At 52.6% G+C, this 1656-nt stretch carries 3 pseudogenes and 1 other annotated feature; all 3 pseudogenes read right to left on the bottom strand.

Annotation, left to right across the window (positions count from 1 at the left end):
• The first annotated feature begins 233 nt into the window (after positions 1-233).
• Positions 234-350: a sequence feature (AL1L pseudoknot), on the top strand.
• A gap of 285 nt (positions 351-635) precedes the next feature.
• Positions 636-1085 (bottom strand): annotated as a pseudogene (locus tag Abin_RS16270) (IS3 family transposase); the annotation flags it as partial.
• A 116-nt stretch (positions 1086-1201) separates the two neighbouring features.
• A pseudogene (locus tag Abin_RS16265) lies at positions 1202-1381 on the bottom strand (IS3 family transposase); the annotation flags it as partial.
• Positions 1382-1458: 77 nt separating this feature from the next.
• Positions 1459-1656 (bottom strand): annotated as a pseudogene (locus Abin_RS15640) (IS3-like element IS1133 family transposase); the annotation flags it as partial.

Here is a 1656-nt window from a genome sequence, read left to right as displayed (position 1 = left end):
CGCCAGCGTCAGGATGATGCTCGGCGTTCTTCTTGTTTGATGCAAAAATCAGCATCGCAGCTAAATCACCCTCAAGGAAAATCCCAAGAACACCATTCTCCAGAATAAGGCAGATCCGTGTGAGTGGGCCAATGCGCCTGCGGTAAGTAAGCTGCCTGAAAGGAAGAAAACAGGCAACTGGAGTGAGAAAACCGCGAACTGCGGCAGGCCAATGAAATCCTGCGTAAGGCATCGGCATATTTTGCGGAAGGAGAACTCGACCGCCAGTTCAGGCTATGACACGCTTCATTGATGAGTACCGGCAGACATATGGTGTCGGGTCAATCTGCAAGATCCTGCCGATTGCACCATCTGTCTATTATGCTTATCGGGCCAGACAGAAAAATCCCTGTGTATGAGACAGAAAAACAAAGAACTATGCGATGATATCCGTAGAGTGTGCCATGATAATTTCTGCGTCTGTAGGGCACGCAAGGTCTGATACCAATCAAACGCGAAGGCCTGGCTGTTGCCCGCTGCACGGTAGAGCGGCTGATACGCCTGATGGGACTGAAAGGCCTCATTCCTCAGCCTCGCCAGCGATGGCAACATTGCAGGTGGACTTGTAACGGTTTTGTTCCGGTATGTGATCTCTTTTACGGGGCTTTGGCCTCGAAAGCGAGAGGGCTGATATTCCCGAGATAGGAATGGCGCCGTCGCGGATTATAGAAACCGTTGATGTATAGAAAGAGGGTAGCGGTTGCTTGACGCCGTATTGGACAGCTTTGTCTCCAAAGCATTTCGGCCTTCAGGCTCTTGAAAAAGGTCTCGACCACGGTGTTGTCGTAGCAGTTTCCCTTGCCGGACAGGGACGGTGTCATCTTGTATTCCATCAGTTTCTTCTGAAAATCATGGAAGCAATATGGGCTGCCACGATCAGAATGGAAAATACAGCCAGGTGGTGGGTTACGTAGACGCATCGCCATATCGAGTGCTCTGATAGCGAGATCTTTTCATCTGGTCACTCGCGGCCAACCGATAACGCGGTGGCTGAACAGGTCAATGGCGACGTCAAGGTAAAGCCAGCTTTCACTGGTCCAGATATAACTGATGTCGCCAGCCTATTTCCGATCGGTGGTATCGGCCATGAAGTCGCGGTCCAGAATGGCCACAATGCCAGACTGGTGGTGGCTATCGGTCGTGACTTTGTATACCGATGCTTACATACGGGACGAATACCGTTGGCTTGCATCACTCGCCCCACACGACGCTCACCAACATCAAGTCCTGCTTCTCTGAGTTCCATGGTCATCCGCGGACGGCCATAGGTCCGGTTGCTCAGGGCATAATGCTCGCGGATATATGCCACAACCTTCAGATCGGTGCGCTGCTGCTCGCACATGGGCCGGGGAAAACCATACTCGGTAGCCACGTGTCGAGACCTGCAGAACCCGACACAGATCGGCGATGAGCCTGCGGTCACGATGTGCCCTGATAAACGCAAACCTCATGTCTTTTGGCTCGCGAAGAACTGCGTGGCTTTTTTAATATCCCCCTCTCCTCCCGCAGGACACGGTTTTCCAGGCGAAGACGCTCATTTTCCCGGACAAGGTCCATCTGCACTTCAGGCGCTGTCAGATCAGTCGACCGATACTGCGAAATCCAGTGGCTCAGCGT

It is taken from the genome of Acetobacter indonesiensis (assembly GCF_000963945.1).
Lineage (GTDB): Bacteria > Pseudomonadota > Alphaproteobacteria > Acetobacterales > Acetobacteraceae > Acetobacter > Acetobacter indonesiensis.
The sequence above is the reverse complement of the archived record's forward strand: the minus strand, read 5'-3'. Positions and strand labels throughout refer to the sequence as shown.